The sequence below is a fragment of the Rosistilla carotiformis genome, from assembly GCF_007753095.1.
GTDB lineage: Bacteria > Planctomycetota > Planctomycetia > Pirellulales > Pirellulaceae > Rosistilla > Rosistilla carotiformis.
In genome coordinates this window covers 2428101-2451346 of sequence record NZ_CP036348.1, presented here as the reverse complement: position 1 = coordinate 2451346, position 23246 = coordinate 2428101, and the positions used below count along the sequence as shown (strand labels likewise).

17 protein-coding genes are annotated in these 23246 nt (G+C 57.1%); 10 read left to right on the top strand and 7 right to left on the bottom strand.

The genetic code is table 11. The features are described 5' to 3' along the window. Nucleotides 1–18: 18 nt before the first annotated feature. Both secD and Poly24_RS09070 read left to right on the top strand, forming a co-directional pair. Nucleotides 19–3189 (top strand): protein translocase subunit SecD, encoded by a 3171-nt coding sequence (gene secD, locus Poly24_RS09075; RefSeq protein WP_145093617.1) that lies wholly within the window; start codon nucleotides 19–21, stop codon nucleotides 3187–3189. A 392-nt stretch (nucleotides 3190–3581) separates the two neighbouring features. Further along, nucleotides 3582–4907, top strand: a complete 1326-nt coding sequence (locus Poly24_RS09070; protein WP_145093614.1) for an SMI1/KNR4 family protein — start codon at nucleotides 3582–3584, stop codon at nucleotides 4905–4907. A gap of 41 nt (nucleotides 4908–4948) precedes the next feature. Here the strand turns inward: Poly24_RS09070 and Poly24_RS09065 are convergent, their stop codons facing one another. Next, nucleotides 4949–5845: an AAA family ATPase gene (locus Poly24_RS09065; protein WP_145102707.1), complete on the bottom strand. Its 897-nt coding sequence runs from the start codon at nucleotides 5843–5845 to the stop codon at nucleotides 4949–4951. 205 nt (nucleotides 5846–6050) lie between these two features. On the opposite strand from Poly24_RS09065, the gene bshB1 reads away from it, so the two are divergent. Beyond that, nucleotides 6051–6758, top strand: coding sequence for a bacillithiol biosynthesis deacetylase BshB1 (gene bshB1 / locus Poly24_RS09060; protein WP_145093611.1), 708 nt, complete (start codon nucleotides 6051–6053; stop codon nucleotides 6756–6758). 35 nt (nucleotides 6759–6793) lie between these two features. On the opposite strand, the gene Poly24_RS09055 is transcribed toward bshB1, so the two are convergent. Then, nucleotides 6794–8128 (bottom strand): outer membrane protein assembly factor BamB family protein, encoded by a 1335-nt coding sequence (locus Poly24_RS09055; RefSeq protein ID WP_145093608.1) that lies wholly within the window; start codon nucleotides 8126–8128, stop codon nucleotides 6794–6796. Between the two features lie 323 nt (nucleotides 8129–8451). Here Poly24_RS09055 and Poly24_RS09050 point away from each other — a divergent pair, with 323 nt between their 5' ends. Beyond that, nucleotides 8452–9006 (top strand): cysteine hydrolase family protein, encoded by a 555-nt coding sequence (locus Poly24_RS09050; RefSeq protein WP_145093605.1) that lies wholly within the window; start codon nucleotides 8452–8454, stop codon nucleotides 9004–9006. A gap of 246 nt (nucleotides 9007–9252) precedes the next feature. Next, entirely contained in the window at nucleotides 9253–10215 is a 963-nt protein-coding gene (locus tag Poly24_RS09045) for an NAD(P)/FAD-dependent oxidoreductase (protein ID WP_145093602.1), read from the top strand. Nucleotides 10216–10230: 15 nt separating this feature from the next. On the opposite strand, the gene Poly24_RS09040 is transcribed toward Poly24_RS09045, so the two are convergent. Continuing rightward, on the bottom strand, nucleotides 10231–11742 hold the full coding sequence (locus Poly24_RS09040) for a carboxypeptidase M32 (RefSeq protein WP_145093599.1): 1512 nt from the start codon (nucleotides 11740–11742) through the stop codon (nucleotides 10231–10233). A 245-nt stretch (nucleotides 11743–11987) separates the two neighbouring features. Between Poly24_RS09040 and Poly24_RS09035 the strand changes: the two genes are divergently transcribed. Beyond that, nucleotides 11988–13376: an arylsulfatase gene (locus Poly24_RS09035; protein ID WP_145093596.1), complete on the top strand. Its 1389-nt coding sequence runs from the start codon at nucleotides 11988–11990 to the stop codon at nucleotides 13374–13376. A gap of 1 nt (nucleotide 13377) precedes the next feature. On the opposite strand, the gene Poly24_RS09030 is transcribed toward Poly24_RS09035, so the two are convergent. Next, the gene (locus Poly24_RS09030) at nucleotides 13378–14280 is read right to left on the bottom strand and encodes a leucine-rich repeat domain-containing protein (RefSeq protein WP_145093593.1); all 903 of its coding nucleotides are present in this window, start codon (nucleotides 14278–14280) and stop codon (nucleotides 13378–13380) included. A 641-nt stretch (nucleotides 14281–14921) separates the two neighbouring features. Here Poly24_RS09030 and Poly24_RS09025 point away from each other — a divergent pair. The 4 genes from Poly24_RS09025 to Poly24_RS09010 all read left to right on the top strand — a co-directional run bounded on the left by Poly24_RS09025 (nucleotide 14922) and on the right by Poly24_RS09010 (nucleotide 20043). Next, nucleotides 14922–15341: a GntR family transcriptional regulator gene (locus Poly24_RS09025; protein ID WP_145093590.1), complete on the top strand. Its 420-nt coding sequence runs from the start codon at nucleotides 14922–14924 to the stop codon at nucleotides 15339–15341. Between the two features lie 63 nt (nucleotides 15342–15404). Further along, nucleotides 15405–16340 carry an ABC transporter ATP-binding protein gene (locus Poly24_RS09020; protein ID WP_145093587.1) on the top strand — a complete coding sequence of 312 codons (936 nt, stop codon included), beginning with the start codon at nucleotides 15405–15407 and terminating at the stop codon, nucleotides 16338–16340. After that, nucleotides 16337–18682: a hypothetical protein gene (locus tag Poly24_RS09015; RefSeq protein ID WP_145093584.1), complete on the top strand. Its 2346-nt coding sequence runs from the start codon at nucleotides 16337–16339 to the stop codon at nucleotides 18680–18682. The genes Poly24_RS09020 and Poly24_RS09015 overlap by 4 nt, the downstream gene beginning before the upstream one ends. 5 nt (nucleotides 18683–18687) lie before the next feature. Next, on the top strand, nucleotides 18688–20043 hold the full coding sequence (locus Poly24_RS09010; protein WP_197452441.1) for a hypothetical protein: 1356 nt from the start codon (nucleotides 18688–18690) through the stop codon (nucleotides 20041–20043). A gap of 67 nt (nucleotides 20044–20110) precedes the next feature. Here Poly24_RS09010 and Poly24_RS09005 read toward each other — a convergent pair whose 3' ends face one another. The 3 genes from Poly24_RS09005 to truB form a co-directional block, all read right to left on the bottom strand. Then, nucleotides 20111–21253 carry an SGNH/GDSL hydrolase family protein gene (locus tag Poly24_RS09005; RefSeq protein ID WP_145093578.1) on the bottom strand — a complete coding sequence of 381 codons (1143 nt, stop codon included), beginning with the start codon at nucleotides 21251–21253 and terminating at the stop codon, nucleotides 20111–20113. A 255-nt stretch (nucleotides 21254–21508) separates the two neighbouring features. Continuing rightward, nucleotides 21509–22168: a hypothetical protein gene (locus tag Poly24_RS09000; RefSeq protein ID WP_231753543.1), complete on the bottom strand. Its 660-nt coding sequence runs from the start codon at nucleotides 22166–22168 to the stop codon at nucleotides 21509–21511. Between the two features lie 141 nt (nucleotides 22169–22309). Then, nucleotides 22310–23197, bottom strand: a complete 888-nt coding sequence (truB, locus tag Poly24_RS08995) for a tRNA pseudouridine(55) synthase TruB (protein WP_197452440.1) — start codon at nucleotides 23195–23197, stop codon at nucleotides 22310–22312. Between the last annotated feature and the right edge of the window lie 49 nt (nucleotides 23198–23246).

The window sequence follows — 23246 nt, the reverse complement described above, 5'->3', positions numbered from 1 at the left end:
AAACAAGAAATCGATTCGATGTTGGATCTAAACGTGATTGAAACTCTTTTAGCACAAGCCGAACCCGGCAAGTTAGGCACGCAGATCGGTATCATTGCGATCATGTTGGCCGTATTGATTGTTCCCTTCCTGGTGGGAGCGTTTTTGGCCAAGAGCTTTCGGATGCCCAATTACGGCACTCGAATCGGCGTCGTCTTGTTCGCAATGACCGCTGCCGCAGCGACGATTACGTTTGGGCAACTGAAATACGGCGTCGATCTGAAGGGCGGAACGATCCTGGTTTACGAGATCGATCCGACCGCCGGCGGGGGCGAGAGCGAAGATCCTTCCTCACGCGTGACGGCTGAAGAGTTGGTCGGTGCGTTGACCGAACGGATCAACCCCAGCGGTACCCAAGAGATCGTGATTCGCCCTTACGGCGACCGACAAATCGAAATCATCGTTCCAAACGTCGAAGAATCGGGCGTGAACGAAATCAAAGACAAAGTTCAAACCGCCGGTATGCTGCGATTTGCCATCGTGGCAAATGAACGCGATCACTTGGGTTTGATTGAAACCGTACGTGCCACCGGCCCAACCTTGGACGACGTGGTTAAAGATGACGCTGGAGAGGTAATCGGTCGTTGGGTGAAGGTCGATCGCGAGAACGAAGAGGTTTTGGGCGGTCTGCGTCCGTTGCGAGTCGACGTTTCGGGTGACATCATTCGCGATTCGCGCACCGGAACGCTGTTGTCGCCTCAAGGACTTCAGGGAGAAAACGGACTCGTCAAATGGCTCAGCGCCAACGGAATCGAAGACATCGATGTCCTGATGCGTATCGAAAAAGAGTTCGACATCACAGGTGAAGATTTGGCGATCGTCGCCAGCGATCATGATGGCCAGGGAAATCCCGCCGTTCGCTTCACTTTGAATGCTGCAGGTAAGCAACGCTTTTACGTTTTGACACTGAACAACGCACCCGATGGTTCCTTCCTGCGACGCTTGGGAATCGTCTTGGACGACAAATTGCTGTCCGCTCCCGTCATCCGATCGCCGATCAACGGCGACGGACAGATCACCGGCAACTTCTCGCGTGCGGAAGTTGAATTCCTGGTCGGCATTTTGCGTGCGGGACGTTTGCCTGCGGCGCTCAGCAAACAACCAATCAGCGAAAACCAAATCGGATCGACTCTAGGTGACGATACGATCGACAAGGGAGTCATGTCGATTGGAACGGCCTTCGTTTTGGTGCTGGCGTTCATCGCGATCTACTATCGCTTTTCGGGTCTCGTTGCCTGCGTCGCGTTGCTTTTGAATCTGGCGATGATTTTGGCCATGATGATTTTGATCAACCAACCTGCAACCCTGCCCGGTTTGGCAGGCCTTGTATTGACCGTGGGTATGTCGGTCGACGCAAACGTCTTGATCTTCGAACGTATCCGCGAGGAATTGAAACGCGGAGCTGCTCCGCGAATGGCCATTCGCAACGGATTCGGCCGGGCGACAACGACGATTGTCGACGCGAACTTGACCACATTGATCACCGCGATCGTTCTGTACGCAATCGGAACCGACCAGATTCGCGGCTTTGCCGTCGCCCTGATCTTGGGCATTCTGTTCAGTATGTTCACGGCAATCTACGTTTCACGAACGTTCTTCGATATCGCCGAACGTTGGGGCAAAGCCAACCTAACGATGTCCGATTTCATCACCTCGATTCGTGGTGCCCTCACCGGCAACGATGACTTTGATTTCATCGGCAAGCGTGCTCCGGCATTCGTACTTTCGGGCATCCTTTTGATCGCCGGGATCATTGCCCTTGCCTATCGTGGCAGCTCGATTTTCGACATCGATTTCGCAGGCGGAACCTCGGTTACGTTCTGGCTACAAGAAGAGGCCGAAGCGGACGACGTGCGGAAGATCGTCGAAGCAAGTCTCAACACCGACCCCGAGTCGAAGGTTCAATTTTCGCTGAACCGCGTCGACATGGCGGGAATGAAAAACCGCGTCTTTGCGATCTACACCTCGGTGGAAGATGTCGACGATCTGAAGCATCGGATCCGCGACGGTTTCGAATCCGCCGAAGGCCTTGGCTTGGTCACCTTTGAAACCGCCATCACGGAAGGCGATGCCGAGCCGGCACCGGCTGCCGAGCAGACCGGACAAATCCGGCGCAATCAGCAACCGTTGATTCGCACGGTCGCCTATCGCCCGCAAGACGAAGCCGAAACCAAAGAAGACGCTGCCGCGGCTACAGATAACGAAGCTGCCGAGACTCCAGCGGAAAAAAGCGAGCAAACGTCGATCTCTGCCGCAGAAGACCGGCCCAAGGTGGAATCGACATCGCGAACGATCTCGCTGGGAGTTGCCGGCGGAGACCAAAATGATGCCAAGATCAACCACGATGCGTTGGTCGCCGCAGTCATCAAAGCAGCTGCAGCGACCGAGGTTCCGTTGCAAGAAGAAGGGATCCGTGTCGTTCCGCAAGGCTCCGGAAGCGAAGACTGGACCAACGAGTCCAAAATGGGCTTCGCTCAATGGAAAATTGATTTGGACCTTCCCGAAGCTCAATCCCTTACCGTACTCAACGGTCTGAAATCTGAACTCGACGCCGGACCGGTTTGGTTGTCATCGAGCAAGGTGGGTAGCCGGGTGGCCGGAGACATGACCCGTCGTGCGATCGCGGCCATGTTGGCCAGCTTGGTCTTCATCGTGGGATATATCTGGTTCCGATTCCAACGTGTTGCCTTTGGTTTAGCTGCCGTGGTCGCTTTGGTGCACGACGTCTTGATCACCTTGGGTGCAATCGCCGTCAGCTTCTGGGCTGCTCGCTATCTCGGCTTCCTGCTGGTCGATGAATTCCGCATCAGCCTCGCAGTTGTCGCTGCGTTGTTGACGATCATCGGTTATTCGTTGAACGATACGATCGTGGTCTTCGACCGAATTCGCGAAGTCCGGGGAAAGAGTCCCAAGCTGACTGCGGACATGGTCAACACCAGCATTAACCAAACGCTCAGCCGTACGTTGTTGACATCGTTGACGACCCTGATCGTGGTTGTCCTGCTGTACGCCTTCGGCGGTGAAGGCATCCACAGCTTTGCCTTCGCCCTAACCATCGGCGTGATTGTCGGAACGTACAGTTCGATCTTCATCGCGTCGCCAACGTTGCTGTGGTTATTCAATCGAACCGAAGCGGCCCCGACTCGCTAGTTCGCTTAGCCAACGCAGCGTGGACACCCACGGGTCCACTAACATCGATACGGCTCGGAAAGCGGCGTTAAAGCCTTTTCCGGGCCGTTAGCGATTGCGGATTTCACCATGTGGACCAGGCCAAATGGGCTTCTGATTTTCCAAATGGCAGCGGTGGGGGCCTTCGTCACGGTGGTGCATCCCCCCGAGACGCATGGGGAGGCAGGTTTTGGGGCATTTATTCGCCTTTAATCACTTGACGCGTGTTGCTTTTTTCACGCCAATTTCACAGCGTCTCTGGTCGTAGTGATTGCTTTCATGTTAGATTTATAGGGCTCCGGTAACACACCATCGGGAGCTTCGTATCTCGGTGTTGCCTTACGGTTCGTTATCAATTGAACTGCAAACTCTCTTTGACGCACTCTACTACCCTGACAAACGAGCCGAATCATTGGTGTTGCGCGCTGCGTGATCGCTATCGGTTTGCGCTACCGACCGATCTGTTGGACTGGTTTGGACGCGAAGTGTGGTTGCGGGAACTCGGGGGGGAGTTTGACCAACCGGTTTCCCCAACCGAATTGCTGGCCGAGACTCCCGATTTCATTTGGCCAGGCTTCATGCTCCCCGATTCGCTGCCATTGGTAGGGAACCGATATGGCGATTGGCTCTGCTTGCGTGTCGGTGCCGACGACACCATCTCCGAAGTGATCCATTGGTATCACGGTGGCGGAGACTGGATGCCGTGGGGCAAATCGCTCGCCGAAGCGATAGCGTTCGACAGTCTCCGCAGTCGGCTGCCGGGACGTTGGCAATACTATGCCAACATTGCCGCTCAGTTTGATCGGCAAGAAGGACCGGGAACAATTCCCGGTTGGGCGGCGGAGCATTTGCCGTGCCCCGTCGGTCAATGGTTGCTGGATCCGTCCGGCGATAGCAATGAGATTCCGGGCTTGGCGGAATTGTTAATCCAGCACGACGTTGCGACAACGGCGGTGCATGGTGAATGTGCATTGGCGGCATTGGATAGTTTGCTGCGGCAGAGACTCGAACCATGGGTTGCGCGTGAGTTAGGAATCCAATGGGACCAGGACGCGGTTCGTTGGCTGTTCGACAATGAATTGCTGCCACCAAGCGTTTGCGAGCGTTTGGCGAAAGAGTTTGATTGTGAGTGCGGTGACTTATGCGGTCAAGATTGGGAAGCGGCCCGCGTGCACGCGGCAGCAGTCGCCGCCCGACGAAGCGATTTAGGCTGGGCCAATGACCTGCTGGGCTGGACGGCCGAGCGAGCGAAGGATCCGAAAGCGGCAATCACTGCGTATCGCCAGGCCTTGCTCTGTTCCTCGTTCGCGGACCAATCGATTCGCTTCCGAACACATTGGTTCCGTGAAGCGGAGGGCAAATTCGCAGCGGCTCGCCTGCAAGACCTCAGCGCGCACTGGGACGCCAACCTACGAGACGATCCTTACTTGCGGCTGTTCCTAGAAAGCAAAGAACAAGGCCTGCGAAGTCGCGTCACGAACCATTGGATGCGGTTGGGAGAGCAGGCCGCCAGCGATGGTCGCTGGGCGGATTCCTACGACGCCTACTACCGGGCCGGATGGGACATGGGTTGCGACGACTTGCATGTCTACGAAGAACTGCTGCAAAAACTGGCCAACGCGGCGACCCGCAGTGGCCAGCGTTCGCGGGCCGAATTGGCGAAAACGCATTTAGCATGCCTGGGAAATCGGATGCGATAGACGATTTTCATCCGCTGCGGTCCGCAGAGGACCGAAGCCCATCAAACCGGCACGGTCACGCGCTGTACGATCTCATGGACGACCTGTTCGGCCCGCGAGCGATCCCCCGTCATGAAACTGTCTTTCAGGACGACGCGATGGGAGAGCACGGGGACGGCCAGCGATTTGATGTCGTCCGGGACGACGTAGTCGCGCTCCATGCAAACCGCCCGAGCCTGGCAGCCACGGAAATAGCTGAGCGCCGCCCGGGTGCTCACGCCCACTTGCAAATCCTCGCTCTGCCGCGTCGCATCGACAACGGCCAATAGGTAAGAGATCAACGAGTCTTCGAAACGGACCTTGCGAACCGCCTCTTGGCTCTCCAAAACCTCGTGGCAGCTGACCACCGGCGACAACTGGTCGACAGGTTCCCCATTGCAATGCGAACGCAACACGTCGCGTTCGACATCGGGCTGGGGGTACCCGACGCTGGTGCGCAGAAGAAACCGATCGAGTTGGCTTTCGGGTAACCGATAGGTTCCTTCGAACTCGATTGGATTCTGTGTCGCGACGACCGTAAACGGTTTCGGTAGGGCGCGGGTGGTGCCGTCGATCGACACTTGGCCTTCGCTCATCGCTTCCAACAACGCGCTTTGCGTCCGCGGTGGAGCCCGATTGATCTCATCGGCCAGCACGACGTTGGCGAAAACCGGCCCCTGATTGAATTCAAACTCGTGAAGGTCGGAACGGTAGAGATTGCTGCCCAGGATGTCGCTGGGCAGCAGGTCGGGCGTAAACTGGACACGCGTAAATACGCCGTCGAGGCTGCGGGCGAGTGCTTTGGCAGCCAGCGTCTTCCCCACGCCGGGTACATCGTCCAACAAAACATGTTCACCCGCCAACACCGCAATCAACAGCGAACGGACCACCTCGGGCTTACCGAGAACGACCTTCTCCATGTTCTCTTGCAAACGTTTGGCAGTCGAAAAAGCGACGTCGATCATCCACACCTGCTTGCGAATCGCGTTTGAATATGACAGTTTCCTGATGAGTGGTTGTCTATGCTAAACGCACGCTCGCGATGATTCCAGGCGGCAGCTTCGTTTGGCATCAAGTTTCCCGACAAGATCCCGATTCCGCCTCCATTAAGAAAGGAAAACCCCGATGATCGAAAACCCTCCGCAACTTGATGCCTTGGTGATCGCACCGCACCCCGACGACGCGGAACTTGGGATGGGCGGGGCGATCGTGAAGATGTTGTCCGAGGGCTTGAAGGTGGGTGTGTTGGACTTAACCTCGGGCGAACCTACACCCTTCGGATCGCCCGAAATACGGCGTGAGGAAACCGCGGCTGCGACGCAGGCCCTCGACCTTACGTGGCGTTACAACGCGGGACTTCCAAATCGTTCGCTCGAACCAACCCTGGCGGCTCGCGAACTGATCGCCGGGATCTTTCGCTTGACCAGACCCCGTTGGCTGTTCGCGCCCTACTGGGAAGACGCCCACCCCGACCACATTGCGGCGACGGCGCTTGTCGAAGCGGCACGTTTTTGGTCCAAACTCAGCAAGACCGAGATGCCGGGCGACCCGTATCATCCCGAACGGATCTATTACTACTACTGCGTCCACCTTAAGCTCACCCCCCAGCCCGATTTCATCCTCGACATCTCCGATCAATGGGAGACCAAGTTGAAATCGATCGAAGCGTATCAGAGTCAGTTTGTGGTCGGCCGCAGTGCAGAACCGCCCACATTTGTCGACCGCTTGCGCGACGAAGCCGCGTATTGGGGCAAGGCGATTGGATGCCGTTATGGCGAACCGTTTGCCAGTCGCGAACCGATCGCGTTGCGTTCGCTGCGTGAGCTGTTCTGATGCGGGACTCCGCTTCACTGCGACTTTCCCGACGCCTATTCGGCGATCCGATACAGGGCAGTATCGGATCGAATTAGCAGGTAATCGTCGAGCGCTGCGGGAGAGGCCATCAATTGCCCGTCCAGTTGATTTTCCGACAAAAGCGTAAACTCGCGGCCTGGCTTGAAGACCGTGACTTTGCCTTCGTGGCTGCACAAATAGATCTTCCCGGCGGCCAGGATGGGCGATGCCGAATACTTGCCGCCCACGCGCTCCTTCCAAACCAGTTCGCCACTGGCCGCGTCGAAGCAGCTGGCGATCCCATCGTCGCTGACCACGTACAATTCGTGCCCCAACAGTAACGGGGACGGCTTGGCCGGAATCCCTTTCTTCTCGATCCAAGCGACATGGGTATCGGTCACGTCGCCGCTGCCGTCAACACGAACCGCCCACAACTGAGGCTTACCGTAGCCGGTCGAGATATAAACCGTACCGTCGCCGTAGACGGGACGCGGGACAACAGAAAATCCCTTGCCGTGACGGAGCTTCCAAATCTCGCTACCATCGACGGGATCGTAAGCGACCAACCATTGCGGTCCCATGCAGATGACTTGCTCGCGTCCTGCCGCATCGACGATCGCAATCGGCGTATCGTACGACTTCTTCTGTTCGCCCGAAGCCGCGTCCAACGGCGGGCGCTCGGTTCGCCACAGCGATTCGCCGGTCGCTTTATCGAGCGCCGTGACGTACTGCTGATCCATTCCGTCGCAGATCAAAATCAACGCATTTTTAAAAATAAATGGAGAACTGCCCGGTCCGACACCGTGCTCCAACGGCAAGGTCTTCCGCCAAACTTCGACCCCCTTTTTTCGATCGACACAAATGGTGCCGAACGTTCCGAAATGACAATAGATGTTATCGCCATCGATCACGGGTGTCGGTGATGCATAACTGTTAATCGTGTGGATCGGATCGGGTTGGTCCAAGCGTACCAGATCGATCTCCAACACCTGCGATCCAGTGGCTAGATCGACGGCGATCAATTGCAACGTGATCGCCTTGGCCAGTCGAAACTCACCAAATCGGCGAGGATTTTCGACCAATCGCTCCAAGGTCGCCAGCCGCTCTTCTTCACTGGCCTCCTCCTCGATCGCCGTGGTCATCCAAACCTTCCCATCGGCAACCACTGGGGAAGACCAGCCCTTGCCGGCGATGGGCGTTTTCCAAACCACGTTTTCCGTCTCGCTCCACCGCGTCGGCGCCTGGCTCACGTTGGCGATCCCGTCACCGTGGGAGCCACGAAATTGTGACCACTGCTCAGCACCAAACGTTGCGGTTGTCAGCGCGATCGCCAGGACGATCAGGCAGCGACAGAAGGGATCGATGTTCATGGAGAATTTGCGTCGGATAGGCGTTGCGGAAGGAAACAATCGGTCGCCAGATTATACTCAACTCGCCAGGCGGTTGCCGCACGGCAGCCGATGGAACTGGAAGGTAAACTTTTTCTTGGTATCGGCTGGCTTTCGACGACAAGGGTTCCTCCGGCGTGGTCCTTCCGACGAAGCGACGACCGATTGATCCCGCTTGCAAACCGGCAGTTTCCTTCCAATGAAGGAGTGGAACTTGCCAGGGGCATGCTAAAGGGTCATCATGAGCGAAATGGATTGGTTTGCTTGGCGGTCCCTATTTGGAATTATGCGTGAACGATAGCCCTATGAATCAGCACACTGCATTGATTGTCGTCGACCTACAAAACGACTACTTCCCCGCGGGAAAGTGGGAACTCGACTCCGTCGAGTCGGCTTCGGCGAACGCCGCACGTCTGCTGGATACCTTCCGTAAACGCAATCAACTTGTGGTCCATGTCCGTCACGAATTTCCCACCGACGATGCCCCCTTTTTTGTTCCCGGATCCCAGGGGGCGGAACACCATACATCGGTTCAACCTGCCGACGGTGAACCGGTCGTGGTCAAGCATCAAATCAATAGCTTTCGCGATACCGATCTGAAGGCGATTCTCGACGATGCGGGGATTAAAAGAGTGGTTATCGTTGGAGCGATGAGCCACATGTGTATCGATGCGGTCACGCGTGCGGCAAATGATTTTGGTTACCAATGCACCGTGGCTCACGACGCCTGCGCAACGTTGGCATTAGAATTTCTGGGCAAAGAAGTTCCATCGGATCAGGTGCATGCCGCATTCATGGCCGCGCTGGCATTCGGTTATGCACAGGTCATTTCCACCAACGAAGTCTTGGAAAGTTTGTAATTCGAAACGGCCGAGGCTGTCGCAGCAATGCTTCCAACGACGGGTGAGACCGCGTCGCAGTATCCAACATTCTCTGTCGCGTGATGCGCGGGCTGACGACCTGCCGCGTGCGCGACTTGTCAACAAAAGGGCGCTCTCGGCCGATGTGTCGGCGCAGAGGGGAGAGCGTTCTCACGGCGCGTTAAGACAGCGACTCCATTTTTTGAGTGGCTGGGGTTTGATTTCCGCTGATCCGAAAGGAAGCTTGTGTCTCGAAAAATTGCTGTCGTCGGACAAGGACTGATGGGGCTGACATCCGCCGCGAAGTTGCTCGATCAAGGCTTCGAGGTCACTGTTTTTTCGAAGGAACCGTTCGAAGAGACGACGTCGATGTCGGCCGGGGCGTATTGGTGGCCCCATCGCGCGTATCCGCTTGAAAGAGTTCATGCGTGGGCAAAAATCACCTACGACGAATACTCGCAAGCGCGATCAGAGCCCGAATCGGGAATCCATTTCGAGCAACACTTGCGGTTCTGTATCGATCCCGACGACAGTGCTCAAGTGTTGCAGTATGTCGAGCAGTGGCAACGCGTCGACGGGGCGGAGTACGGGATCGCATGTCCCGAAGCCTTTCTTGTCACTTTACCGGTCATCGACGTGCCGATCTTTATGAGGAATCTTAAACGTCGTGTTGAAGCCCAAGGTGTCACGACGGTGATCCAATCGCTAGCCTCCGTGTCCACGCTGTTTCCTGAATTCGATCTTGTCGTCAACTGTACCGGTGTCGGTGCGCGCGATTTCGTCGGCGACTCTCAGGTGTTTCCAATTCGTGGACAGGTCGTGCGGGTTAAACGTCCCGAAGGGCTCGAGCGGTCGACTCGCATCTACCAAAAAGAAGATAAGTTCACGTTGGTACTGCCCCGCACCAACGACGTGATTCTCGGCGGGACCGCTCAAGATGACGACTGGGACCGAAGTGTCCGAGCTGACGAATCGAAGGCGATCGTGGAGCGTTGTGCTGCGATTGTTCCCGAGATTCGCGACGCCGAAATCCTCGGCGCGACCGTCGGACTTCGGCCCGGCCGCGATCAGGTCCGGCTGGAATTGGACCTCAGCGAACCCAACCGGCCGGTGGTTCACAATTACGGACATGGCGGCGGTGGCTACACCATCGCATGGGGATGCGCCGACGAAGTCGCAATGCTTGCCCGCGACTACTTCGCCCGATAGCCACACGACACAAGCTCAAAGGTTGTACAACGCGCCGAACTTCTGTTTCAGGTAACCGACCAACGGTTGGGAGGAGAGCGGTTTTCCGGTCGCTCGTTGGACCAGTTCGTTGGGCGAGTAAACGCATCCGTGGCGATGGATGTTTTCATTCAGCCAAGTTCGCAGCGGGCTAAACTCTCCCTTGGCGAACATCGCGTCGAGGTCGCCGAGCGCTTCGCCCGCGGCGTCGAACAATTGGGCGGCGATCAGATTGCCTAGCGTGTAGGTTGGGAAATATCCGAGCAGACCTGCGCTCCAGTGAACGTCTTGCAGCACGCCATCGGCGTTATTCGGCGGCGTGATCCCCAGGTATTCCTGATACTTCTGATTCCAAGCCTCGGGCAGATCCTTCGGTTTCAGGTCGCCGGAGATCAAGGCCTGCTCCAGTTCAAAGCGGATGATGATGTGCAGGTTGTAAGTCACTTCGTCCGCTTCGACGCGGATCAAGCTCGGCTCGACCGTGTTGACGGCGAAGTGGAAGGCGTTGACGTCGACATCCGACAACGCTTCGGGAAACGTCCGCTGCAGTTCACCATAGAAGTGCTGGCAGAAAGGCAGGCTGCGTCCGACCATGTTCTCCCACATCCGCGATTGCGATTCGTGGATTCCCAGCGAGACGTACGTTCCCGGCGGCAAACCGAATTGGTCACCACGCAGTCCCTGGTCGTAGATCCCGTGTCCCGCTTCGTGTAGCGTTCCGTACAGTGCCCCCGGAAACCAATGCGCGTCGTAACGCGTGAGGATTCGGCAATCGCTTGGTCCCAGGCTGGTGCAGAACGGATGCGAAGTCTCGTCCAGTCGACCTCGGGTGAAATCGAAACCAACAGCCTCGGCAACCTGTTTGCAAAACGCACGCTGTGCGTCGACGGGAAAGTTTCGTCGCAGCAGATCGGTGTTGGGTTGAGTCTTCGAGTCGCGGATCGCCGCGACTAACGGAACCAATTCGCTGCGCAGATCGCGAAAGACTTCGGTCAATTGTTCCGACTTGGCGTCTTCTTCGTATTCATCCAACAGCGCGTCGTAAAGGTTGCCGCCGTCGGCCAATCGCTCGGCCGATTCGATCTTGAGGCGAATGATCTCTTCCAAGGCGGGCAAGAACGCTGCGAAGTCGTCCGCTTTGCGCGCATCTTCCCATCGCTGCTGCCCGACCACGGTGGCTCGCGAAAGCCCTTCGACCAGATCCTGCGGCAATTTGCACGCCCGCTCAAAATCGCGACCGATGCGATGGATCGTCGCCCCTGCGTCGCTGTGTCGATCGCCCGCCAGTTCACTCTGCTGCAATTCCGCAATCCAATCTCCCATCTGCGGATCGGTGCGGCGACGATGCGCCATCCCGGCCAGATAGGTCACCTGATCGGCGCGGTAGGCGCGGCCACCGGTCGGCATGTACGTTCGCTCATCCCATTCCAGGGTGTAGCTGATCGATTCGAGCAGTGCGGTTTCACGTGTGAATTTCGCAAGTTGATCAAAGGTTTCGTTGCCATTCATTCGGAAGGGACTCGTTGGACAAGAGGCTCGAAAATCAGTTTGGAAAACATCCGGCGCCGTTGGCGGACCGATGCGCAAGTCTAAAACGTCGCCCGCTGGCTGGCAATCGAGCTGCGAGCCGTCGCCTCGACAACTATGCTAGACTGGGCAATCCTGACGTCGTCGCCTGCTATCGTTCAATGTCGGTTCGCGGCGACGGTCGCTATCGAAAATATTCAAATCCCCCAACAATTCTCTTCGTGCTCATGAAAACTCGCCCCCTTTCTTTGCTGCTTTCATTTTTGGTCGTTGCGTTTGGGACGCTCACCGCCGACGCCGCCGACGCTCCGCCCAACATCGTCTACATTTTGTTGGACGATGCGGGCTACGGCGATCTGTCATGTTATGGGCAGCAAAAATTCAAGACGCCCAATATCGATCGCCTGGCGGCTGAGGGGATGAAGTTCACACAGCACTATTCGGGCAGCACGGTCTGCGCTCCGACACGCTGCTCGCTGATGACAGGCCTTCACACCGGGCACGCTTATGTCCGTGGGAATCGCGAGATCAAACCGGAGGGACAGGCGCCGATGCCGGCCGATATCGTGACGATCCCACGGTTGTTGAGCGATGCGGGCTACCAAACCGGCGCGTTCGGAAAGTGGGGACTCGGCGGGCCGGGATCGGCGAGCGACCCGGCCGAACATTTTGATCTGTTTTTCGGCTACAACTGCCAGCGGGAAGCACACAACTACTACCCCGACCATCTCTGGAAGAATCGCCAACGCGTTCCCTTGGACGGCAAGACCTATACCGCCACGATGATCGGCGATGAAGGACTCGACTTCATTCGCGAGAACAAAGACCAGCCCTTCTTTGCGTTTTTCCCTGTCGCGATTCCGCACGCTGCGATGCATGCGCCGGAGTCCTATATCGCTCCATTCCGCGAGAAGTTTCCAGAGTTTGAAAACAAGATCGGCAAGTATGCCGGTCCCGAAGTGAAAAATCCAATCGCTGCGTTTGCTGGCATGATGACGCTGGTCGACGAACAAGTCGGACAGATCATCGCGCTGTTGAAAGAACTCAATCTGGACGAGCGGACGATCGTGATGCTCAGCAGCGACAACGGTCCGCATCGCGAAGGCGGTCACGATCCCGACTTCTTCGACAGCAACGGACCGTTCCGCGGATACAAACGCGACCTGTACGAAGGGGGCATCCGAGCGCCGCTGATCGCGCGTTGGCCCGGCAAGATCTCGCCCGGTTCAACCTCCGATCTCGTCTCCGCCCACTGGGATATGTTGCCAACCTTTTGCGAGCTTGCCGGAGCCAAAACTCCCAACGGGAGCGATGGTATTTCGCTGGTTCCCACGCTGTTAGGCGATGACGATAAACAACAACCTCACGAATTCATGTACTGGGAATTTCATGAGCGTGGCGGAAAGCGAGCGGTTCGTTTTGGCGACTGGAAAGCGGTCCAGTTGAACCTGAACAAGAAACAGCGAGGCGAGATCGAGCTTTATCATCTACCTAGCGATCGCGGCGAACAGAAGAACGTCGCCGCTGAGCATCCCGAACTCGTGGCCAAAGCGAAAGCGATCATGTTGTCGGCGCACCAGCCATCGGAGCATTGGAAGTTCAAAGATGATAAATAGTTTACTTTAGATACAGCTCGAGCTTCTTGCGTTGATCGTCGGTCAACGGCTCAAAGCCGATCTGCACCCCTGGCAAAACAGACTTCAGCGCTTCGATGTCAGCTTCCGAAAGGTAGGTCCGATCGATCTTTAGTTGCTTCAGGCGAGGCAGTTTCGCCAACTGTCGCAGCGCTGGCAGATGGAAATCGGCTTCACCAATCTCCAGCGTTTCGAGCGTCTGGATTGTCGCCAATGTTTCCAACGCTGCATCGCTCAAGCTCAGCGGCGCATCGCCTCGCTGCGGCAATCGCTGCCCTAGCTTCAGCGTCGTCAAACGGGGCAGCTTAGCGATCTCCGCATTGCTCGCTTCGGTCCGGTAGGTATGCCAGGTTCGCAGCTGACGCAGGTTGGTCAGCGTAGCGATGGCGCGGAAACCGTCATCTCCCATCGACATCCCCGCCACGGTCAGGCTCTCCAGGTCGGGCAGTTCGGTCCAAGCGGAAAACCCTTCTCCCGTGAAGCCATCCTTTCGAAACGAAAGATGAAAGAAGCTAACACGCTTGAGTCCTTTCAACTCGGCAAGCTTGCGCAGTCCCGCGTCGCTCAACTGTGCGCCGTCGAGCGACAGCGACTCCAATTCTTGCAGCCCCACCAAAAATCCAACGGTCTCATCGTTCAGTCCCTTCGCGCCGCCGTAGGCAGTCAACTTTTTCAAGTGAGTCAGGCTGCCGATCTCCCGCCATTGCTCGCGTCCTAATCGCTTGCTGTCACGAAACGATAGTTCCACGACGCTGTCAGCTTTGAGCCCAACAGTCGCTCCCAAAGCTTCAAGCCGACGCGCAGTGGCCGCTTCGGTTTCGGCATGCAATTGAGCGGAAGGAGCAACCGAAATAGCGACAAACATCGCCAAGCAATAGAGTTTCATCGTCCGCCTTTTCATTGGCGCACCTCGAGGGGAAGGGATGGTGAAGCAAGTTACCAGAGCATGTAAACGGCTGTGTCCAGGCAATATCGCCAGCACGTACAAACGGCGTGCCGTTGCAGGGAGTCGGGCGCAATCGGATACCGCACAGCGAAAGATTCACTTGTGCTGATCCATCAACCGCAGCGACAGACCTCCCAAGTATAGACGCGGGGCCCAAAGCCGTTTGAAGCACTGCTACCCCAATGCTACGCATATTGGTCGGCGAGATTCCTGGTTCGTGGAGCCTGGCAAGTTGTCACGAGGATGTGACAAAGCACCATGGATTAAATCGGATCCCGTCGGGCTTGCCATGGATCCTTGTGCTCCGACATTCGATGGCCCCCTGCGAGGCTCGACGCGCAAGTGCCGTTGCATGAATTGCCGAATGCCTTGGGTTGGTGCGCCCGGACGAAGAGCAACAGGGGATTGCAAAGATCGATCCTTTCCACACCGCCTGTCATCAGTCTCGTTTCGGAGGTATTGCGATGAATCAATACGACGCACATGCAACGGGTCCAAATATTTTGCTTGACATCTTCTCGCATATCGCTGTACTATGTGAACGGTACACCAACACAGTGGTAAGGCGATCGAGGAATCCGATGTTAATAACCGTCGAACCGGCATCAGGCGAAGCGATCTACGCTCAGATCGTTCGTCAGATCAAATTTGCCATCGCCGACCAGACGTTGCGGCCGGGGCAGTTGCTGCCCAGTGTTCGCCAACTGAGTCAGCAGGTCACGGTGAATCCGAATACCGTGGCGCGGGCATATCAGCAGTTGCAAGCCGATGGGATCATCGAGACGCTGCGCGGCCAAGGAGTTGTCGTCTGCAAAGGAGCCCTGCAAGCCTGCCGCAAGCAACGCAAGCAGATCGTGGCGCAACGGATCGAAGGGGTGCTGACCGAAGCGTTGCACGGCGGCCTTAGCGTTCAAGAGATCGATCAGATCGTTCAGCAGAAATTGAAATCGCTCGATGGCAACGTGGCCACGATCGGCTCGTCGAGCGATGCAGTTCCTTAATCCGCCGAGCGTCACCGTCTTTAACCGGCATGCATTTTCTTGTCCTCCAATCCAGTGACTGCCATGAATCCAGTGATAGAGACCCAGCGATTAACGATGCGTTTTCGCGGTTGCGATGCGTTGACCGATGTGAATTTGCGTGTTGAACCGGGGACCGTGTTTGCCCTGCTTGGCGAAAACGGAGCGGGCAAGACGACGATGATCCGGATCTTGGCCGGTTATCAAAAGCCGACCTCGGGATCTGCCACGGTCTGCGGCGTCGACCCGGGTAGCGACCCGCTGGGCGTCCGACGCCAGATCGGCTACGTCTCCGATGCGCCCGCTCTTTACGACTGGATGACGGTCGCAGAGATCGGTTGGTTCGCCGCGTCATTCTACGACGTTCCTTTCCTCGATCCCTATCTTGAATCGGTGCGGCGATACGGTTTGCCGGAGGATCGCAAGATCAAACATCTCAGCAAGGGGCAACGAGCCAAAGTGGCGTTATCGTTGTCACTGGCTCATGCGCCGCAGTTGCTGATCTTGGACGAACCGACTTCGGGACTCGACCCGATGGTCCGCCGCGAGTTTCTAGAAAGCATGATCGATCTGGCCGCCACGGGACGGACCGTCTTTCTTTCAAGCCATCAGATCTCGGAAGTCGAACGCGTCGCCGACACGATAGCGATCGTGCATCAGGGACGCTTGCGATTGTGCAAACCATTGGCTGAACTGAAGGACTCCGTCACCGAGATTGTCGTTGCGTTGGACGATCCGCTGGTCGGACTGCCGGCCCTGCCAAGCCCTGCCGAACTATTGACCGAAGAAAGCTTCGGCCGCCAACGTCGGATGGTCGTGCAAGACCTGCCCGCCTCCGCTTTGCCACTGCTGCGCGAGGCGACCGGAGTGTTGGACGTGCAGCAGCGTCAGCTGACTTTGGAGGAGATATTTATCGCTGCGACGAAAGGATCATTGGGTCCGATCGCCGACCACGCTGTAACTCGGGAGGAGGTGCTATGAGTGCGATTGCATCGCCGCTGCGCTCAACGCAAGTGCGGGCGTTGATCTGGAAGGAAACTCGCCAATTGTGGCCGCTGGTCGGCGTGCTATTGGCGATGGGAGTGACGCTTGAAATCTTGTGGAGCCTGATGCCGATCGGCGTCCATTCTCAACAGTTTTTTGCATCGGTGATTCCGATTCTGCTACCGGCACTCTATTGCGTCGGCGCTCCGTCGGTGCTCGTTAGCCAGGAGCATGAACTGCGGACGATCGACTGGCTGATCTCGCTACCGTTAGAACCGCGGAGGTTGATTGGTGCCAAGTTGGGCGTTGCGTTGGGCGGACTAGTCGCAATGTGGATCGTTTGCGGAATTATCCTGTTGTGCCAGTCGAAGTTCACGGGAGTTGCGAGCTGGAATTGGTTGCCGACAGGCGTGGTTTCGCACCCCTCCAATCCACTTGGCGATGGCTTGTTCGTGCTCTTGCATTCGTTGTTTGTGCTGCTGTGCGCTTTTTATACAACGTGGAGAATCCGCAATCCGTTGGTCAGCCTGATCGCGGTCCTGCCGCTGGCGATGCTACCCACCATGATCACATTGCTGGTATACGAGCTCTACGAGCGGACCACCGGCCGTGGCTTTGTCCACCCGGCAGCCGCCACCGTTTGGTCGCACGGTGTTTTGGCAACTGCATGTTTGGGGCTCTATTGGCTCGGTCGTGCCGCCGCGCTCGCGGCGCTGCACCCTCAACAATCGGCGATTGCAAAGAACCAAAATTCTTCACTGGCGAAATCTTCGGTTCGCAGTGGCGCTCGCAGTCTCGCCCCCTTTCGGTTTTCGATTTCCACGGTCTGCTGGCAAATGATTCATCAGAACCGTTGGGGATTTGCCGCGATCGCCAGCCTGATCACTACCGGGGCGATCTGTATGCTGCTGGTGACAGGCCACCAATCGCCGCCGAACCGCTGGGATTTAAGCGCAGGCATGATCGCCGGCCCGTTGGGCGTTGCCTGGCTCGGCGTGTACGTTTTTTCTGGAGACGGAACGCCACAAAAACTGAGGTTCTTGGCCGACCGTGGCGTCTCGCCCACTGTCGTCTGGTTGGGGCGACATCTGATCGGCATCGCGGTACTGTCGACGATTGCGGCGACCTGTCTGCTTCAGCATCACCCCGCCGATCCCCACTCAATGCACTTCGTGCTTTCGCTGGCATTCATCGCACTATTGCTGGCAAGTATCTATTCCGCAGCCCAATGGACCGCGCAAATATGCCAGTTGATGGCCGTTTCGTTTGTGCTTGCGCCGCCATTGGCGGGAGCGTTTGTTTTTTGGCTCGGCTATTCCGCCGGCAATCTTGCGGCACCGTTGTGGATTGTGTTGTTAATGATCGGGCTGCCGATGCTGGCCACGTGGATATCGATGCGAGATTACATGGACAGTCGCCGCAGCTGGTTTCGCTGGTCGATCGCCGGGCTGACGCTGCTGCTAATTATTGGACTGCCATGCCTACCGCTGGCCGCTCGCTACTGGAGCCTGCCGGGATTGGATCGACAGCAGGTGGTTCAGTGGAGTCAGGAAGCGGAGCGTATCGCTCGAGCGACTCCGGTTGCGACAGGGATCGTCGTCGATGCAACCGCTGTGGACACTGTCGATATCGAACAGCCCGGCTTGCTCGATCCCCATTGGATGAACGATGCCATGGGGAAAGCCAATCTCCAATGGCTGGCGGTGCAGAGTCGTCCCGACGACGAGGCCACGATCGGACAGCTGGAACAATGGATGGAAGCGCTATCGATCGCAGCCCATCGGCTGCGATTGAATCCACGATTGGTCAGTGCTCAGCAGGCCGACGGGATCGAAATCTGGTTGGCACGCGTGGTCGATAGCCCCGTGCTTCGCGAGCACCGAGACCGGCCACTTATCGCGAGTGTTCAGAAGCGTTTGGATGACGACGACTTCCGAAATCATTCGCGACGGCAAGCCGTCTTGTCGACCTGGCACGCCACGACCCGCGCAGCGGCAACCTTCGATCCAGGATTCGCATCGGAAGAATTCAAGATGATCGCCTGGAACCATATGTATTCGGACATCGCTCGTTTGATGCTGACACGACGGCGAATCGACGCCGTTTGCTCCGCGTTGATCGAGATGATCGATGCGGGAAGCCGCGGGGAGTCGACCGAGCCGATGCGTCGCCAGCTGCATCGCTTGGTGATTGGCAACTCGCTTGATTTCCGCAACGGCCCCTACTCGGAACGTTTTCGCGCTCCGTCACAAAATCACTCGATCTCGCTGTCGATCGACAACAGTTTGTTGAACTACCCCGGCTCGCAGTGGTACGCCGGATGGGAGCAAAGCCAATGAATACCATGGATCGTCGATCATCGTTTCCTTTCGAGCTGGGATATCTGATGCTGGCCAGCCTGCCTCTGATCGGCGTCATCGCGATCCTCGGCGGCGATCATTTGCGTCAGCGATCCGCTGCGGCCGCGCTGCAGCAGCGCACCGAGGACGCGCTTCGCGCGGGGATTCCCATCGACAATGATTCGATGAGCGAAGTGTTTGCCCGCACGACTTCCAATGCCAACACCGCTGCGTGGCAAGAGCTCCAATCCGCAGCGATCGCTATCCAAAACGATCGTCCGCTACGCGACGAACCCTCCGAATCGACGCCCGAAATTTCTCCGGAAGAGATCGAACGGATGCAGCGTGCCGCGCCGGTCATCGAAGCAATCGATCGGTTGACGCGCGACCCGAGGCCGATTTGGCAAAGTATCGTGTTTAACGGTTTCCAAACCCCCTTGGAATCGTTACAGGATTCGAGAATCCTCTCCCAACTGTTGCACGATGAGTTTCGAGTCGCGATGGCGCAACAGGAACCGCAGCGAGCACTCGATGCGCTACGATTGACGCAAGCGGTGGCGCTATCGCTGCGGGAAGAGTTCTGCATCGTGACCGATCTGGTCAACATCGCCCATCGCAAGCAGCATCAAGCGATGGTCCACGAGTCCTTGGCAGCAGGGTTCTGGACCGCCCCCGAATCACTCGATGCGATCGCCAACCAGGTGGCGTGGGACGACGATCCGCAACAGCGGTGGGAGGATGCGTTGCGCGGCGAGCGGGCGTTTGTGATGCAAGCGTTAAACACGCAAAACGAGGATAGCGTCGATATGCAACTCACTCCAACGCTAAAAGCATTTCCGTTTGGAATCGCCCCGACCCAACGCCAAGCATGCAGAACGCTCTACAATCGCTTGATCGCGTTGACCGGAGCGGGCACGGCGGCGCATTCCAGCAGCGCCCAAGCGGTGTGGACCACGGCTTTGATGGGCAGCAATCGAGGCGTCGCTTGGTCGGCGATCCCATTCGCCAACACCGGCCCCGTGTTGAAAACTTTCTCTCCCGCAGCCCATCAGTTTGCAAACGCCTTGGCTCGCGAACAACAAGAACGACACTGGACGCTGTTCGGTGTTGCGATCAAACGTTTTCAATTGCAGAAGGGACGCTGGCCGCTGGGACTGGATGAATTGAGCGGTCTGGAGATGCTGAAATCAGCGGGCATCGATTTTAATAGCGAACCGATGGGCTACGAAGTGGCCGCCGACGGCGACGTGGCGTATCTGTGGATTACCCCACCCGATTCCATCGAACATTCAAAAACGCGTCCTGTGGAGTCAGATCAGCAACCGGGCGTAATCAAAAATTACACATTGGAAGTTCGCTAGAGAATCCCAAGGCACCGCCCTGGGAATCGAATGCGGTCTACCACGCCGAAGTCAGATCGGAGAGTGTTTACTGGGGATCAACCAAGAGCGCTGATAGGACTTGAGCGTAGACGCGATGTCCGAAATCGTTGGGATGGTTGACTCCGTTGCCGGTCAGGTCGGCGTCTTTTTTGCGTTTGAAAAACTCTTCCCAAACGCTGGTCATGTCGGCAAGTGCAACTCCGGTTTCGCAGAGCGATGCCAGGGCGTCGCGGTATTTGGGAAAGACGTCGTGGTTCAATCGGATCCAGTCGCGATTGCCAAGCATCGTGGCGATCAAAATGAATTCGGCATCGGGCAACTTGTCGCGCGTCTTGGCAATCATCTCGGCTGTGTTCTTGCCGTAATTTTCCACGGAGATGCCGGCCGAGTCATTCATCCCAAACGCGATGATCACAAGATCGGGCTTGTGCGACGCTACCTCGTCAATCATCGACACGCCCCACGGCGTCGCTTTGCCGCCGATCGAAAGATTGGTCAAGGTGATGTTGGCCGAATAGTGTGCCTTCAGATGCTGCAGCAACAGATCTTGGTAGGCGGGTTGAAACGGAGCGCCGCCGCCCCAGCCCGATGCGTTGCAACCGGTCGAGATGCTGTCCCCTAGCAATACGATCGACAACGGCTTTTCATCGCGCAGCTTTCCGATCGTGGTCGGCAGCGCGGCCGGATCGAACTTTGGCGTCGCCGCGGGCCAGTTCTTCTCCGATGTTTTGTAGGTCACCAGCGTTTGCATCTTGTGATATTCCAGCTTGGCACCAAACAGGATCTCGCCGTTGCCGTCGCGATGCGTCAATTGATGCCGCTGCGATTTCGCTGGCCGACGCAGTTCCTCGGGGAGCGTCGTGACGATCTGCGATCCCGCGGGAACAACGATCTCGCGCGTGCCGGGGTCGAAGCGATAATCGGCCCCCTCGCGATAGGTGATCTCGCCCGATGAACTCTTCACCGATTCGATCTCCGCGATCGGAAACAGCAGCGAACCGAGAGCTTCTCCCGTTTTCGCGTCGCGAAGAAACAGCACCGATTCCCCTTCGATTCGCTCGCCCGCCCAGAACGGTTGCAGCGCCGCAGGGTGATACTTCCACGATGCATTTTCCTCGGCCGGCGCATTTTGCGTAGGCCACGCAATGCAAACGAACAACAGAACGATATTGAATAACTTAATTTTCATCGGAGCTTTAAATAAGTTGAAGGAACCGAAGACTTCGCGTTGTCAGTAGAGTCACGGAAGAAGGAGGCTTGGGTGGGTGCGAGGGAGAGTACTTCAGGCCAGCGCCGGAGCCTCAAAGCGTCCGATCGGTACCGAACGCGTCCATCCGATTTTAACGGACGCGTTTGTTGAATCAAACTCGTTGCGCGGCGTGGAGAAATCAATGCTTCCTTCGTTCGCCGACGTATTTGACCGGACGCACCGGAAAAAGTGCGTTTACTTCGACTGCGACTCGACCGAAGTCGTGCCTCGGATGACGACATCGTCCCACAGCCCCAAATCGTCGAAGGACCCCAGACCAATCTGTCCCCATGTGAACTCACGGTTGTGGGTCACCATTTGTGGTTTGTCCATGTCGTCGAAGTAGATTTCGATTGTGCCATCGGCAACTCGGCGGACGACTTTCACTTGATGCCAGGTTTCATCTTTCCAAGGAGTTCCTGCGTTGGTCGATTCACTGATCGCGACCCGCGGGGCATCGTTGACGATAAAAATTTGATTAGCGTGCGGATCGGTTTTCTGGCCCAAATGAACGTAATAGAAATTGGCGGGATCTTGATATCCAAAGATGACACACATATCACGATGTCCACGCGAGGTTTGTAGTGTTTGCACCCGCGCGGTCAGTTCAAAGTCACCGACAACGAGATCCTTGAGCAAGGAAATGCTGTGCGGACTGCGATGGGGCGGTGCGTAATCGCTCTTGCCCAACAGCTTGTAGGCATGGGAACCATCGGGCAGTTTGGCAAGTTCCCACTTCGCCGGATCGGTCGGCTGCCAGCGTTCGACGCCTTGTTCAAAGTCATCTTCGTAAACAACGGGCAACTCTTCGGCGTGGGTCGGTTGGAGGGGAAGCCCTCCAACACAGAGAGTCACGGTGATCGTCCATAGGGTCTGACATTTCCAATGGCTTAAAATCATCAAAAGATTTCCGTAGGGGGTGCGTGAAGTGGTTGGGGTGCGACCGCCAGGAAGTCAAAACATCGTCCCGATCCGCCGGCCGGAGAATTGACGATTCTAGTCCATCGATTCGGGAAAAACACGCTTCGGGCCTAAACCACCATCGCGCGAATACAGGATCCCGCGCAATCGCCCCGCCTGATCCAGCGCGGCGATCTCTTGCGGATCGTTGATACATCCGGGCCCCGACCAGCGAAACGGAATCATTCGGCCATTGATGATCTCGGTCACTTCCGCGTCGTCCAGGACGAGCTGCGGCATGTGCATGATGCCCCGCGCCGCAGGCTGCAGTGCAGCCCGGGCGGCTTCGGGAGTGAGCCGATCGATCGAGATCGAATCCTCGACCGTGAACGGTCCGATCGCCGTTCGGACCAATGATGTCATGATCGCTTCGGTTCCCAAGCCCTGAGCCAAGTCGCGGCCGATGCTGCGGACATAGGTTCCCGAACCACAATCGATCTCCAGTTCCAGTTCTGGAAATTCGTAGCGCAGCATGGTGATCTGATGGATCTGCACCGGTCGTTCAGGCAGGCTTTGGAGGTCACCGTGGCGGGCCATCTTATAGGACCGCTTTCCGTCGACTTTGATCGCCGAATAGGCGGGTGGCCGCTGCATGACTTGTCCCCGCATCGCATCGCAGGCCTGTTCCAGTTGGAGCCGTGTGGGTGCGGGCAAGTGAGGGTGTTCGGTGACTTCGGTTTCGGAGTCGTCCGACGGACTCGACTTGCCGAACGCGAACTTCGCGACGTAGCGTTTAGGCAGCAGATGCAGGTAGGGAACCAACCGAGAAGCGCTGCCAATCGGAACCAAAAGAACACCGCGAGCCAATGGGTCAAGCGTCCCGGCATGGCCAGCTTTGTTCGGCCGCACGGCGCGATAGACACGATTCACTGCCGCCCGCGACGTGATCCCTTGAGGTTTGTGAACGTTCAAAATTCCGAACATGAATCTATGCTTACCGCAGTCAAAGAGATTGGCGTGACGACGCCTGAAC